Here is a 14,331-nt window from a genome sequence, read left to right on the forward strand (position 1 = left end):
AAAACGGGGAGAGGGGACGGATCATGATCAGGAGAAAAGATGAAGCTGAAGTAAAAGTCATGCATGAAGTACAGAAGGGGAACGGGGATGTGGTTTTCCACACATTCATGACAAAAGACGAGGCTTACGGCGCGGGAAGGACCTTCGCAAGGGTGGAGTTCCTTCCGGGCACATCCATCGGGGTGCATGGGCACCACGGGGAATTTGAAGGTTATTATGTGCTGAAGGGACAGGCCCTTGTGACTGACAATGGGACTGAATCCATACTGAATCCGGGGGATTACCACATGTGTAAGGACGGGGACAGCCATGGCATTGCATGCTATGGGGAGGAGCCCATGGAAATCATTGCGCTGATCATCAATGTCCCGGCGCGGTCTTAGGATGGCCCCGGACTATAAAAGATGACAGATGGAAAAGAACCGGCGGCAGGCCAATTGCATCCGCTGGTTCCTTTTTTGGCACCAGAATACATTACAGTACATTAAAAATATGAATTACAATGAATATCTGGTTGTGTTTTTTTAGATAACGTAGTAAAATAATTAGGAAATTACAGGAAATCAGAGGGCTGGCCCCGCAGGAGTTCCGTAATATAGCGGACAGCAGGAAGGATGGCCCTGGCTTCGCTTTCGCTGCAGTTGTGCAGCTCCCAGAAAAGCTGCTGCTTGGCGTCGCCTATGGCATCGGAGCCAGGATAGAATATCCTGTCTGCCGGAATCCTGAGCGCGGTAATCAAAGGATAGAGAACCTCAAATTTGGGATTCCCGCGGAAGTTTTCAATATTAATAATGGTACGGACATCAATTCCCAGTTTTTCAGCCAGTGACGCCTGGGACAGCCCCTGTTCTTCACGGGCTTTGCGGATGACCGTACCTAATGTTTTAACGTAATCATGCATTGTGATTCACCTCAATACTAGTGTACACTACAGTTTACATATTATGAATTACTATGCGATACATATATTTTATGAATCCAGATACACTGATATACAACATGGGAAGCAGATAAAGGAAAGGGGGATGCAGGTTCATGGATGGGAATGCAGGTAATGGAAAATCCGGCGTCCGCATTGTAATGGATGCAAAGCGGGAGAAAGAATGCGCGGGCTCCCTTTCCGGGATTTTTGATGAACTTATGGAATTCAGCATGGAAACAGGGCGGTGCAGGGGAGTCTTTTATACGGAAGGGGGATGCCGCCTTTCGGTGAACCAATCCCTTGAGGACTTCCGGACATTTGCCTGGGAGAACATCCACCCTGAGGAGTGCAGGGATTTTCTTGGGATATTTAACAGGGAACATATGAGGAAGATCATGGAGGAGGGTAAACCGCTGCGCCATGAATTCCGGTGCCGGGATACCGGAAGGAATTACATATGGCTCAGGATACTCCTGATACCGGAATCAGGCAGAGGTGACACTGTGCTCTGCTATGTGTCGGACCTGGGGGATAAGGATGGGGAAAACTATCTGTTAAGGCAGATTGTGGAACGGTACGTGTATAGGAACTGCGATTATCTCATATGTCTGGATGCGGATAAGGATTCCTATACCATGTTTAAAAGGAATGAAGGCTCTGCCCTGCTTCCTCAGGAATCCTCGGGCAGTTACAGCCAGATGGTCCAGACATGTATCAAGGGTTATGTGGTGCCTGAGGACAGGGAGATGGTCGACAGGGAGATGGAAATCCAGCATGTCCTTTCCGTACTGGACGCGGAAGGCGAGCACATCATAACATATGGCGTAAAAGACCCGGAAAAAGGTTATCTGCGCAAGCGGTTCCAATATGTGTATTATGACAGGCCGGGCAGGATCGTGTTCCTTATGCGCAGCGACATCACGGAGGAATACCAGGAACAGTTGAGACAAAAGGAACGGTTAAAGGATGCGCTTAAGAATGCCAGGGTGGACTCCCTTACCGGGCTTTACAACCGGCAGGCCATATGCAGGGAAATAAGCCGTTTCCTGGAATCCCCCGCCTGCTCGCGCGCAGTCCTGCTGTTCATGGATCTGGATGATTTTAAGAACATTAATGATACCATGGGACACAGAAGCGGGGACTATGCCCTGCGCTGCGTGGCTGACCTGTTCCGCCATACCCTGCGCGCCACGGATATGGTCGGCAGGGTTGGCGGGGATGAGTTCGTTGCGCTCCTTACCGGGATTTCCGCGGAAAAGGGAGGCGTGGAATGCGCGAAACGGCTCTGTGAGGCGGTCAGCAGCATGGAAGACCCCAACATGGGTGGGCTTAAGCTTTCATGCAGCATAGGCGGCGCCGTATGTCCTAAGGACGGCAATGATTACGACACCCTGTTCGTAAAGGCGGATACGGCTGCTTATGAGGCAAAACGGCAGGGAAAGAACCGGTACGTGTTTTATACCCCGGGTCTGGAGCTGAAGAACGGTTACTGCTCCAGTTCAATGTCATAGGTTTTCATCCAGTAGTTAATCTGCAGGATATAGGCCATCATCTGGGGACCTGCCATCAGCTGTCCATACCATGGCTTGCCGTAATCGCCCGGGTTTAACAGGAACTGTTCCAGTTTCTTCCTGTCTAGGAACTGCATCACAGGCGCATGGCTGTCGCCCATCATTTCGCGGACACGTCCGGCCAGAAGCTTTTCATAAGAAGTATCATAGGTTTTGGGATAAGGGGACTTGCGCCTGAAGAGTATATCTTCGGGCAGGAGTCCTTTTGCTGACTGGCGGAGCAGGTTCTTGACCACACCGTCCCTGGTCTTCATATCCCAGGGCACGTTCCAGACATACTCCATGATCTTGTGGTCCGCAAAGGGGACCCTGGCTTCCAGGCCGGAGTACATGCTGGTGCGGTCCATGCGGTTTAACAGGGTCTGCATGAACCAGCGCAGGTTCAGCCAGGCGATTTCGCGGCGCCTTGCCTCCACCGGCGTATCCTCGGCCAGCCTTGGTGTCTCGGCTACCGAACGCTCATAGGTATTCCTGACATAGCTGTCCATATCCAGGTATTCCATGAAGCTGTCATTGAGCAGCACCTTCCTGGCCCCCAGATCCATGGTCCATGGAAATGTATGCGCCTCAAAGCACTCCTTTTTGTGGAACCAGGGATAGCCGCCGAAAATCTCATCCGCACACTCGCCGGTAAGGGCCACCTTGTTGTGTTCCTTTACCATGGAGCAGAACTGGAGCATGGAGGAGTCAATATCCCCCATGGCCGGCATGTCATGGGCCAGCACGGAATCATACAGGCGGTCTGCCTGGGTCAGGTTGTCACATTCCAGATAGTGGTGGTCCGAATCCAGGAACCGTACCATACGGTCCACAAAGGGGCGGTCCTGGGAGGGCTGGAAGGAGTTGGCCTTGAAGAATCTGTCATTGTCCACAAAGTCAAAGGAAAATGTGGTGAGACGTTTCCCTTGTTTCCTTAATTCTGAGGCGCAGATGGCAGACACCAGGCTGGAGTCCACGCCTCCGGAGAGGAAGGTACAGATGGGCACATCGGAGACCATCTGCCTGCGCACGGCGTCCTGGACCAGGAAGGATGTCTTTTCAATGGTTTTTTCATAGCTGTCCTCATGTGGACGGCTTTCCAGTTTCCAGTAACTTTTAAGCCTTAAGCCCTCTGCCGAGCACATAAGGAAATGTCCAGGCAGCAGTTCCTCCATATCCTTAAACACACCGCAGCCATAGGTCCTGGCAGGTCCGATGGAGAAAATCTCGTTCAGCCCTTTTTTATCCAGGACCGGGCGGACCCCGGGATAGGCAAGGATCCCCTTGGGTTCGGAGGCAAAGATGATTTCCTCTCCCCTGACCATATAGAATAGGGGTTTGACGCCTGCCCTGTCACGGAACAGGCACAGACGGTTCCTGGCAGTGTCCAGGATGGCAATGGCAAATATGCCGTTGAGCCGTTTCACGAAGTCCGGCCCGTATTCCATATAGCCGGCCAGTATGACCTCGGTGTCGCTGGAGGTCTGGAATACAAGGCCGCGTCCCAGCAGCTCCTGGCGCAGCTCCCCGGTATTGTAGAGTTCGCCGTTGTAGACAATGGCAAATGTCTGGCCGGACCCGGATTTTACCATGGGCTGGTGGCCTCCGGCCAGGTCGATGATGGACAGGCGGGCGTGGGACAGCCCGCCGTGTTCGCTTAAAAACAGGCCGGAGTCATCCGGCCCCCTGTGTTTCTGGCACTGCGCCATGGATGTAAGGATTTCCCTGCAATGTTCCTTTTCTTTGAGGTAATGGTCATGGGGGTTATAAAAACCGGCAATTCCGCACATAGTTCGTTCCTCCTGTCATGGATTGATGCGGCGTCCCTAAATCAGGAAACAGGCCGCGATATAGGTACAGACAAAGCCCAGGCATACCGGAACCAGGTTCTTCCTGGCCAGTTCCACCGGGCTTACATTACAGATGGCAGCCACCGGGATAAGACCCCAGGGCACAATGGTCCCCCCGCCCACGAAGATGGCGGCAATCTGGCCAAGGGCAGCCATCACGGGCACGGAGGCGCCGGTGGCAAAGCCAAAGGTGCGGGCCAGGGAACCGGTCAGGGGAAGGCCGGAGAAACCGGAGCCGTCAAGGCCGGTCAGGCTGCCCACCACCATCTGGATAAAGGCCGCCATATATTTGTTCAAAGGCGCGTTCTGGGCCAGCCACATGGCCCAGTCATTCATGATTCCATGGGAAAAGCCTGTTCCCATGATGGAGGTGATGCCTTCGCCGCCCAAAAAGAAGAAGGCGCCGATGATGATGACCGGGGCAAATATCTTAATGGCAAAAAGGAAACCGTCCGTCACATAGCTGGTCACCTTTTCAAGGGAGTCCTTCCCAAAGCCAAGGAAGGCGCCAAGGCACATGAGGATAAGGGCTGTTCCGGACACCATGCTGGTGGCATCCCCGCCCTTTAAGTCAAATACCAGCATCAGCACAATCACGCCCACGAATGCCAGCGGGGTGAGGATGGCCATGAGAAGTGCCATGTTCCCGCCCTTGGGAGTATCTGCTTCCCCGGTCTGGATGGTCAGGCGCAGTCCGCGTCCTTCCATTTCATCCCTGTTTAACAGATATGCGCTGCCCACCGTGACAATGCCCATGACCCAGAAGACGGGCCATGCCTGATGGAGGATGCCGGTGGTGGTGATTCCGGCCGCCCCGGCGGAAACAGCGGGCGCGCCCTGGATGACAAAGTCATAGCTTAAGGCGAAGCCGTGGCCGAACAGGTTCATGGCCATGGCCGCGGCCAGGGGATTCAGGCCGGCCTTGACGGCAAAGGGGAGCATGATGGCCCCGACCAGCGCAACCGAGGGGCTGGGCCACAGGAAAAGGGAAAATAAAAACATGGTAAGCCCCAGTATCCACCAGGTGACGGAAGGCGTCTTCATGATTTTTGACATGGGGACCATCATCAGGTAATCGCTGCCCAGGTCCTTGAGGCATTTGGAAAGTGCGGTCACCATTGCTATGGTGGCCAGTACCTCCATGAATTCCTTACCAGCGTAGAGGATGGCGTTAAACACGGTCATGATGGCGCCTGTAAAGGATTTTAAGCCAATGAGGCCCAGGATGAAAAGAAAAGCAATGCAGACAGCCGGCGTGTCCCGTCTCATGACCATGACAGCCAGGATGACGATGACGCCGATGAGATAAGCATAGTGCAGGGGAGTCAGCACTATGGTGGATTCAATCATAACAGTCACTCCTGTATCTAAGAATATAATCTATAGTATGAGAAAATCCGTGCCCCGGTGAAATAATCCTGTTTTTGGGGGTTGATTTTATGGTCAGGGGCTGGTATGCTTAATAAGGATTAAAATAAATGATGAAAGGAAGTGAACCTAAGTGGAAGGTCGAAGTCGTAAGATGGAAGCAGACAATTATCATAAGCGTATGGTAGTGGGAGCTGCCGGTGTGGCTGTGTTTTATCAGGCATGCCCCGGGACGGCTTTGGTTCCGCTTTGCTTTCACTGCCGTTAACCGTCTATATAGAGATACGTTTATGATGATAGCCATGGATTACGGGAACGCCCGGTCACGGGGACTTTTTGTAATTATGGCTATTTTGTGTGCTGCTTTCATGATAGTACCATTCATGAAAGGAATAAGATGCAGGAGAATTTTGATTTAAAACAGCTGATGGAGCTGCTGGACACAAGGCAGCTCCGCAGGCTCAAGGAGATTTTGACGGAGATGAATGAGGTGGATATCGCCTCCTTCATCGAGGAACTGGATTCAGAGCGGACCGTGGTGGTATTCCGCATGCTGTCCAAGGAGGTTGCAAGCGATGTGTTCGCCAACCTTCCGGTGGAAAAGCAGGAGCATATCATTAACAGCATTACGGACTACGAGCTGAGCGCCATTGTCAACGACCTGTTTGTGGATGACGCGGTCGACATGCTGGAGGAACTGCCTGCCAATGTGGTGAAGCGTGTGCTTAAGAACTCCACAAGCGACACAAGGAAGCTGATTAACCAGTTCCTTAAGTACCCGGAGAACAGCGCCGGGAGCATCATGACAGCCGAGTACGTGGGACTCAAGAAGACCATGACCGTGGAGCAGGCATTTGCCTATATCCGTAAGAACGGGGTGGATAAGGAGACCATATATACCTGCTATGTGATGGATGCAAAGCGGACATTGGAAGGCGTGGTCACGGTCAAGGACCTGCTGATGAACCCATATGATGAGGTCATAGGCAGCATCATGGATACCCATGTGATCAAGGCGGTGACCACGGATGACCAGGAGGAGGTGGCGGAAAGCTTCCGCAAGTACGACCTTTTAAGCCTGCCCGTGGTGGACCATGAGGACCGTCTGGTTGGAATCGTCACGGTGGACGACGTGGTGGATGTCATGGAACAGGAGGCCACGGAGGATTTTGAGAAGATGGCAGCCATGCTTCCAAGTGAAAAGCCATACCTGAAGACAGGGGTGTTCTCACTTGCAAAGAACAGGCTGGCCTGGCTTTTAATCCTCATGGTCAGCAGCATGATAACAGGCAGTATCCTGGCTAAATACGAGGCGGCCTTTGCAGTGATTCCCCTGCTGGTGACCTTTATCCCCATGCTGACGGATACGGGCGGCAATGCAGGCAGCCAGAGCAGCACCATGATTATCCGCGGCATGGCCGTGGGTGAGATAGAGGCAGGGGATATCCTCCGGGTACTGTGGAAGGAACTGCGGGTTGGCATCATTGTGGGAATCCTTCTGGGGCTGGTGAATTATGTGCAGTTACTCATCCGTTTCCCGGGACAGGAGATGCTGTGCCTGACCGTGGTGCTAAGTCTTCTGGCCACAGTGGTGATTGCCAAGACCATTGGCTGCACATTGCCCATCATTGCCCAGATCCTCCATCTGGACCCGGCAATCATGGCCGCGCCCCTGATTACCACCATCGTGGATGCGGTGAGCCTGGTGGTCTATTTCCAGCTTGCCTGCAGCCTGCTGAGTATTTAGGGCCCTGGACCCGCCCCCCCCGGTGCCGGCAGTATGGTTTCCAGCCGGATGGAGCATTAGTATAGCACTGTTATTTACGCAATGCTGTACAAGTATGACAGGAGATTGGATACCATGCTGTTCAACAAGCGATTTTCATTAAAAACCGTATATTACAGAAGCTTTTTCCTTCTGATTGTCATCCCCATCCTGCTGGTGGGCGTGGTCACCCTGGGCATCATCCGGTATATGATGGAGAAATCAGCCATTGCCAACATCCAGAACGCACAGGCCAGCATAGAGACCAGCCTTTCAGAGTCTGTCCGGGACATATCCCTTCAGCTGTCCCATCTGGTCTTTGTGAATAACGGGGAAATCATGGGACTGGTATCGGGCATGGATACGGATGACAAGGAACAGCGCTATGATTTCAGCAGCCGTCTGGATGAGATGTTCCGTGTCTCCATGGTCCCTTCCCAGGACACGGTGTCTGCCATGTTCTACCTGAAAAGCGGGAACACGGTATATCTGAAAGACGAGGTAATCCTTTCCAGGGAGGAGATTGGCCGGGAGAACTGGTACCTTCAGGCCCTGGAACATAAAAATGTGGTCAGCGTGGGCGCTTTTGACACGGCCAGGCAGACCATTACATATTCGCGTCTTAAAAAAGGGGAGTTTGTGCTGGCGGCAGCCCTTGCTCCTGATTATCAGGCGGACCGCTCCGGGAAACTGGAGATGGTCAGCCTGTTTTCCGTTACCCATGTGGGTGAGGTCATCCGCAGATACAACAGGGATGAACAGCTGGGCACCACCTTTATCCTGGACAGGGAAGGGAGGCTCCTCTTTGCAGGGGACAGGAGCCAGGAGGCAGAACGCCTTATGAAGGGGCTGCCGTCCACGCAGGCGGGCATTTACAGGACCCCGGTGGATGCCCAGGGCACGGGCCATGTTATGAATTATACGGCGGTTGTCTCCTCAGTGGAAGAGAATGGGTGGAAGGTGGTGTCCATGGTCAGCACATCCCGTCTGACCGCTGCCTATAACCGGGTCATGGGAATCTCCCTCCTGGTCATCAGCCTTCTGCTCCTGCTGTTCTATCTTTTTTCCAGGTATTTCCTGGGAGAAATCATCACACCCCTTCACTCGGTGATGGAAGGGATGAAGGAGATGGAGGAGGGGAACCTGACCGTCCATGTGGAGCCGGCGGGCCAGAACGAAATCAGGACCATGATCCACTCCTTTAACCGGATGGTCCGGGAACTTAAGGCATCCATAGAGGAAAATGAACGGGTGCAGCAGAAGAAGCACCGGGCGGAGGTCAATGCGCTCCAGTCCCAGATCAACCCGCATTTTCTTGTGAATACCCTGAATTCCATCCGTTTCATGGCCCAGGTGTCCAGGTTCGAGGGCATCCGCAGGATGGCGGAGGCTTTAATCAAGATCCTTTCCTGCTCCTTCAGGGGCAGCATCAGTTTCTATACGGTAAGGGAAGAACTGGATGTGCTGGACAGTTACATCTATCTGATGAAAATCCGTTATTCCGACGGCTTTGAGGTGGAGTACCACATTGACCAGGGATGCCTGGATTATAAGATGCCCAGGCTGATCCTCCAGCCGATTGTGGAAAATTCCATTGTCCATGGCCTGGCGGAAAAGGAGGATGACATCGGCCATCTGAAAATCAGCCTGAAAGAGGAGGTGGAATCCCTTCTCTTCACGGTGGAGGATGACGGGCGGGGCATGACACAGGAGGAAATAGAGGCACTCCTTCATCCAAAGGAGAGGGAGGAGGATGACAATACCAGCATCGGGATTGAGAATGTGCTGGGGCGTCTGAAGCTGAACTTCGGAGAACGTGGCCAGGTCTGGATGGAGAGCCGGATTGGACGGTATACCAGGACATTCCTGCGTATTCCAAAGCTTTGAGAATTGTTGGACAGGGGGAGGAACGGGATGAAACGTGTCCTGATTGTGGATGATGAAAGTATTGTCAGGGTGGCGCTGCGTTCCCTGGCTGATTGGGAGAAATACGGATTTACGGTCGTGAGGGATTGTATGGGCGGCCTTCAGGCCGTGGAATACATGAAGGAAAACCCGGTGGAGCTGCTGATAACGGATATGAAGATGCCGGGAATGGATGGGCTTAAGCTTATCAGTTATTTAAAGGACATGGGACTTCTGCCCGTTACGGTGGTGCTTTCCGGTTACAATGAATTTGAACTGGTCCGGGAGGCATTCCGGCTGGGGGTTTATGACTATATGCTGAAGGGGGATTTAAACCAGCGGGTGCTGGAGGAACTGCTGGATAAGGTGAACCGCCAGTATTTTAAAGGCCAGGATTCGGGATGTCCAGACATGGCTTTAGGGGACATGGACCCCATGGATATGGGGCTTGCGGCAATCAACCTTCCCAAGGATGGCAGGTATGGGATCATCCTTTTTGAAGTGGTGGACTTCAAACGCCAGTCCATGCGCTTTGCCGACAATGTGGAGGAGGAGATGTCAAGACCCATGCTGGACCTGGCCAGGCAGATTCCAAGGTTGGCTGCAAAGGGAGGTATCATTAAGGTATATCCGTCCCAGTTCCTGATGTATTACAGGGTGACGGACCCGGTCCAGTATCCCACCGGTATTATTTCCCTTGTGCGCCAGATACAGAAGGTATGGAGGGACTACATGAACCTGGAAACCCAGGCCTCCATCAGTGATATCGTGGATTACAGGGACATCGGACAGGCCCTTGACCAGGATATCCGGCTTCTTAAGTGGAGCGCCCTGGCAGGGGAGTACGGCATGTGCGCTGCCTGGGACTTTGAGGGATATCTGTCCGTCATGGAGGAAAAAAAGCAGGGCTGCCAGGCATTCATGACAGCCCTGTTCTCCGGGGACAAGGTGGTTTCCGCACAGGAAAAAGACAGGCTTTTATCCACAATCAATACCATGGACATGCAGTCAGCCACACAGGAGTGCCTCCACATCCTCTGTCAGCTGGCGGATCAGTTCCATGTATATGAAAATGAATTTTCAACCCTGCTTCCTGAACGGGTCAATTACTTTGAGAAGATAAGCCGCCTGACCCAGGTAAAGGAGCTGGAGTTGTGGATGAATAATTATTTCCGCTGGGTATCGGATTATCTGGAGAACTGCCGTGAGGACCGGCAGGAGGATGTGATACCAAGGGCCCGCCATTTTATTGCGGACAACTATGCCAGCCCGGAGATGACACTTAAAAGCACGGCCGATTATGTGGGGCTGAATGAAAAATACTTCAGTACCAGATTCACCAAAGAGACAGGCATGACCTTCAGCACCTACCTGACCAGCGTGCGCCTGGAAAAGGCAAAGCGCCTGATGGAATCCACGGACCTTAAGATGTATGAGATCAGCGACCGGGTGGGATATCATAATGTGGAGCATTTTAACCGGATGTTCAAAAAGACGTATGGAATCAGCCCACGGGATTATAAACGGGGCAGGACCTGACGAAACATCAAGAAATCAAACCATTTTTCATGGATAACAGCCTCTTAAACTGGTAAAATGTGGATAGAATCAAAGGAAAACAGGAAAGGGAGGTTTTATTATGAGAAAGAGATTACTGGCGTTTACCATGTGTGCGGCACTGGCAGCAGGGTCCCTGTACGGGTGTGCCCCGGAGGATGGGGCAGGTACGGCACAGACAACCAAGGCAGGAACACAGGCCCAGCCATCCGATGGGACCCAGGCAGAGGCAGGCGCCACGGAGGCAGCCAAGGCAGAGGTGAATGAGGAACTGAGCGGCGACCTGGTTTTTGCTATCTGGGATAATAACCTGATGGATTACATTGACGCCAATGACATGGAGGCCAGGTTCCAGGAAAGCTACCCTAATGCCAGCATTGAGGTGGAGAAGATTAAGGATGACTCTGAATACTGGAATGCCATGAAGATGCGCGCAAGCGCTAACCAGCTGCCGGATGTGATGTTTAATAAGGCATTTACCCTGTCCCGCTTTAAGGATTACCTGACAGACCTTTCTGATCTGGAAGCAACGAAGAATAATGAACTGGCGGCAGGATATGCCCTGGATGGAAAAGTCCTTGGCGTGCCCATGACAGCTGGTTATGAATATGTATACTACTGGAAGGATATGTTTGAGGAAGCCGGTGTCAAGGTGCCTACTACCTGGGAACAGTTAAAGGAGGTTTCAAAGACGCTTCAGGACTACTACGGCAAGGACAACCCGGACTTCATGGCCATTGCCCTGGGCGCAAAGGAAGAGTGGCCGGATTATCCGTTCATGGAATTCATGCCTGCCCTGGAAAACGGCAATGGGCAGAACTGGAATGACATGGCGGGGACAGACGCGCCATTTGCGGACGGCACTGATATTTCCAAGGCATACCACAAGGTAAATGACCTGTTTACCTCCGGCGTGTTCGGAAAAGACCCGCTGGGGCTTGGCAGCGACCAGGCCACCTCCCTGTTTGCACAGAAACAGGCTGCCATCACCGCGTTAGGAGACTGGGGCCTTCAGAATATCCAGAACGGTACGGATGATTACTCACAGCTTGGGACCTTCTACCTTCCTGTAAGGGATTCGGAGAGCGACCCCTTCCGGGTAATCGTACAGGGCGATTCCTTCATGGGCGTTACCACCCACAGCAAGAATCCTGAACTTGCCAAGGCGTTCGTGGAATGGTTTTACAGTGACGCATGGTATCCAGGCTACATAAATTATGTGACAAGCGCTTCATCCATGACCAATTTCCCCAAAGAAAAAGACCCGATTCTGGCAGAGGCGGACAATGCGCAGCCGGATATGGAGCTGGTCATGTATGATGGAGGAGGAGATGATTTCCAGGCCATCCAGAATGAGACTGCCTTTGATTATAAGAAGCTGGGGGCAGAGATGTTTACCAAGGGATTTGACCTTGATGCAAGGCTGGATGAACTCAATACCAAGTGGGTGGCTGCAAGGCAGAAGCTGGGAATCCAGTAAGGGCAGGGATTTTCAGATATAGCTTAGCCGGGCAGGCAGGCCCTGCTACATGACAGTAACGGATGCAGCAAAAGGAACAGGAACCGAACCCTGAATCATTTTTGCTGTATCCTTTTTTATGGAGATCCATCCACTATGTGCTCATGACAAGGAGGAAAATACAATGAGTTCCCTTGAAAGGAAAAAGAGGAATTTTATCATACTGTCCCTAATCATCCCCACCCTGCTGCTGATCTGTTTCGTGGTGCTCCCGGCCTTTGATTTAATGCGGATGAGCTTTACCGACTGGGACGGAATGTCGCCTTCCAGTAAATTCATCTGGCTGGATAACTATATATCCATGTTCAGGAATGCGGACCTGTGGCAGTCCCTTAAAAACAATGCGGTTTATTTCGTGGTCCACCTGTGCATGATTCCTGTGGAGCTGGCCTTTGCGGTGCTGCTCACCTCCAGGCTCAGGGCCGCCAAGTTTTATAAGACCCTGGTGTTCATGCCTTATATCATCAACGGCGTTGCGATTTCTTACGCCTTTTCCTATTTCTTTTCACCGGTTAACGGTGCGTTTGATGCGATTTTAAAAGCGCTGCACATGGGGATGCTGTCCCAGAACTGGCTGTCCGACCCCAAAATCGTAAACTTCGTGCTGGCCTTTGTGTCCCTGTGGAGGTTCTCCGGTTACCATGTCATCCTGTTCATGGCCGCCCTTCAGTCCCTGCCCCAGGATGTGCAGGAGGCGGCAAGGGTGGACGGGGCCAATGCATGGCAGATGTTTAAGTTCATCCAGATCCCGGCCATCATGCTGATGGTTGATTTTGTACTGTTTGACAACATCAGGGGTGCGCTCCAGGTGTTCGACATCCCGTTTGTCATGACCTCGGGCGGGCCTGGCTACGCGTCCTCCACCTTTACCCTGTATACCATTGAGACGGCATTTACCTACAGTAATTTTGGCCTTGCATCAACCATGGCAGTGGCCATCATGGTCATGATCGTGGTGATTTACCTGATTCAGAACAAGATCATCCATGGCATTGTATTGAAAGGAGATAAGTGATTATGGTAAAACGTACAACAACCCAGATCCTGAAGCAGCTTATCTGCCTGGCCATGGTGGCCATTGTGCTGGCACCCATCATACTGGTGTTATTTGCCTCCTTTAAGACCAAGGCCGACATGGTAAGGATATCCCCGCTGCTCCTGCCGCCAAAGAGCCGGTTCACACTGGATAATTTCCAGAAGGTGCTGGGCAACAAATACCTTCTGGTGGGATTTAAGAACACAGGCATCATACTGGCGGTTAGTATTTTCTTCAATGTGATGTTCGGCACCATCACGGCTTTCATCATTGAACGGTTTAATTTCCGGTTTAAGGGATTCATTGTGGGACTGTTCTTTGTAGGGATGCTGATTCCCAGCTTTGTCACTGAGATTGCACGTTTTAAGGTCATACAGGGGCTCCATCTTTACAATACCTTGGGCGCCCCGATTGTGATTTATGTGGCATCCGACCTGATGCAGCTGTACATATACAGGCAGTTCATATCCACCCTGCCCGTGTCCCTGGATGAAAGCGCACTGTTGGACGGCTGCGGGTACTTTGGCCTGTTTACCAGAATCATATTCCCGCTTCTGGCGCCGGCCACGGCCACGGTGGTAATCATCAAGGCCATTAACATCATCAATGACATGTACATCCCATATCTGTATATGCCTAAGAACAAGCTGCGCACCCTGACCACCTTCCTGATGGATTATGCCAATGCCCAGAGGGGGTCCTGGCAGCAGCTGGCGGCCGGGATCATCATTGTCATGCTGCCAACCATATGCATATACTTATTTTTCCAAAGATATATCCTTGCAGGCATTGCGGCCGGGGCGGTTAAGGAGTAAAATTGCATGAAAGAATGGCGCGCAGTGCATGTGGCAGACATTTC

Annotated in this window: 12 protein-coding genes; 9 read left to right on the plus strand and 3 right to left on the minus strand. The window is 52.2% G+C overall.

Going from position 1 to position 14,331, the window contains the following annotated elements:
- Window positions 1-23 precede the first annotated feature (23 nt).
- Window positions 24-383: a cupin domain-containing protein gene (locus MCJ35_RS07505; RefSeq protein WP_025482196.1), complete on the plus strand. Its 360-nt coding sequence runs from the start codon at window positions 24-26 to the stop codon at window positions 381-383.
- Window positions 384-553: 170 nt separating this feature from the next.
- Here MCJ35_RS07505 and MCJ35_RS07510 read toward each other — a convergent pair whose 3' ends face one another.
- Entirely contained in the window at window positions 554-901 is a 348-nt protein-coding gene (locus MCJ35_RS07510) for a helix-turn-helix domain-containing protein (RefSeq protein ID WP_008724986.1), read from the minus strand.
- Between the two features lie 134 nt (window positions 902-1,035).
- Here MCJ35_RS07510 and MCJ35_RS07515 point away from each other — a divergent pair, with 134 nt between their 5' ends.
- Window positions 1,036-2,433, plus strand: a complete 1,398-nt coding sequence (locus tag MCJ35_RS07515) for a GGDEF domain-containing protein (RefSeq protein WP_025482195.1) — start codon at window positions 1,036-1,038, stop codon at window positions 2,431-2,433.
- Here the strand turns inward: MCJ35_RS07515 and asnB are convergent.
- Both asnB and MCJ35_RS07525 read right to left on the minus strand, forming a co-directional pair.
- Window positions 2,409-4,262 (minus strand): asparagine synthase (glutamine-hydrolyzing), encoded by a 1,854-nt coding sequence (gene asnB, locus MCJ35_RS07520; RefSeq protein ID WP_025482194.1) that lies wholly within the window; start codon window positions 4,260-4,262, stop codon window positions 2,409-2,411. The two genes, MCJ35_RS07515 and asnB, sit on opposite strands and share 25 nt — an antisense overlap.
- Window positions 4,263-4,298: 36 nt before the next feature.
- On the minus strand, window positions 4,299-5,672 hold the full coding sequence (locus MCJ35_RS07525; protein ID WP_240299430.1) for a citrate transporter: 1,374 nt from the start codon (window positions 5,670-5,672) through the stop codon (window positions 4,299-4,301).
- A gap of 151 nt (window positions 5,673-5,823) precedes the next feature.
- Between MCJ35_RS07525 and MCJ35_RS31605 the strand changes: the two genes are divergently transcribed.
- From MCJ35_RS31605 to MCJ35_RS07555, 7 genes are all read left to right on the plus strand, one after another.
- Complete coding sequence (locus tag MCJ35_RS31605) at window positions 5,824-5,958, plus strand: hypothetical protein (protein ID WP_268886836.1); 135 nt, start codon at window positions 5,824-5,826, stop codon at window positions 5,956-5,958.
- Window positions 5,959-6,087: 129 nt separating this feature from the next.
- Window positions 6,088-7,437 (plus strand): magnesium transporter, encoded by a 1,350-nt coding sequence (gene mgtE / locus MCJ35_RS07530; protein WP_008724995.1) that lies wholly within the window; start codon window positions 6,088-6,090, stop codon window positions 7,435-7,437.
- A gap of 114 nt (window positions 7,438-7,551) precedes the next feature.
- On the plus strand, window positions 7,552-9,342 hold the full coding sequence (locus MCJ35_RS07535) for a sensor histidine kinase (RefSeq protein ID WP_025482192.1): 1,791 nt from the start codon (window positions 7,552-7,554) through the stop codon (window positions 9,340-9,342).
- Window positions 9,343-9,369: 27 nt separating this feature from the next.
- The gene (locus tag MCJ35_RS07540; protein WP_240299431.1) at window positions 9,370-10,899 is read left to right on the plus strand and encodes a response regulator transcription factor; all 1,530 of its coding nucleotides are present in this window, start codon (window positions 9,370-9,372) and stop codon (window positions 10,897-10,899) included.
- A gap of 100 nt (window positions 10,900-10,999) precedes the next feature.
- Window positions 11,000-12,397 (plus strand): ABC transporter substrate-binding protein, encoded by a 1,398-nt coding sequence (locus MCJ35_RS07545; protein WP_025482191.1) that lies wholly within the window; start codon window positions 11,000-11,002, stop codon window positions 12,395-12,397.
- Between the two features lie 163 nt (window positions 12,398-12,560).
- Entirely contained in the window at window positions 12,561-13,451 is an 891-nt protein-coding gene (locus MCJ35_RS07550) for a carbohydrate ABC transporter permease (protein ID WP_008725004.1), read from the plus strand.
- A 2-nt stretch (window positions 13,452-13,453) separates the two neighbouring features.
- Window positions 13,454-14,287, plus strand: a complete 834-nt coding sequence (locus MCJ35_RS07555) for a carbohydrate ABC transporter permease (RefSeq protein WP_008725006.1) — start codon at window positions 13,454-13,456, stop codon at window positions 14,285-14,287.
- The last annotated feature ends 44 nt before the right edge of the window (window positions 14,288-14,331 follow it).

This window comes from Enterocloster sp. OA13, from assembly GCF_022440595.1.
GTDB classification, from domain to species: Bacteria; Bacillota; Clostridia; order Lachnospirales; family Lachnospiraceae; genus Enterocloster; species Enterocloster hominis.